Source organism: Vibrio sp. 1249-1 (assembly GCF_033340495.1).
The window spans coordinates 1-630 of record NZ_JAWOWJ010000720.1 but is presented as its reverse complement, the minus strand read 5'-3'; the positions used below and the strand labels follow the sequence as shown (position 1 = coordinate 630).

Sequence of the window (630 nt, the reverse complement as noted above, 5' to 3'; positions counted from 1 at the left end):
GCGTGAAGCCGGTGTTCCAACTCAGGTATTACGCATTGTGCCGAAAGACGGACTACGTTATTCCTATGTCCTTTGGATTGACGAAAAGAGCAAATTGCCACTTCGCGCCGATCTTGTCGATCGTGATGGCGAGATGCTAGAGCAATACCGCACGATCTCTTACACAGTAAACCCTAAAATTGCAGAGTTGATGAGCGGCCTTGAAGACGTTCAACTTCCTGCTGTGCTTACAATGCCGAAAGGTGAAATTGGCACGAGCAATTGGACTGTGGGCTGGACTCCAGACGGTTTTCATCCAAACGATCTCAATCGCTACCGTATGGCATCAACAGACCAAATGGTAGAAAGTCAGTTGTATTCTGATGGCTTGTTCAACTTCTCTGTTTACGTAGCAAACAAAGATGAGCATTCATTAAAAGGACAACTGGTTCGTCAAGGCCGTAGAACCTTACACAGTTTTGTGAATGGTGATTATGAAATCTCGGTGGTCGGAGATATTCCGCCAGCTACGGCGCAGCGCATTGCTCAATCTGTCACATTTAATGTAACAAAGAGTAAGCAATAATGATGACTGCGTTGGCTACCGTGACCGGAGTAGAGCGTCACGGTAAGCAGTACGAGATAGATTTA

General features: G+C 46.2%; 1 protein-coding gene. It reads left to right on the top strand.

The window, feature by feature from the left end; genetic code table 11:
- Window positions 1-565: MucB/RseB C-terminal domain-containing protein (locus R7Z50_RS28545; RefSeq protein ID WP_318149886.1), on the top strand; the 565-nt coding region annotated here is incomplete at its 5' end.
- Between the last annotated feature and the right edge of the window lie 65 nt (window positions 566-630).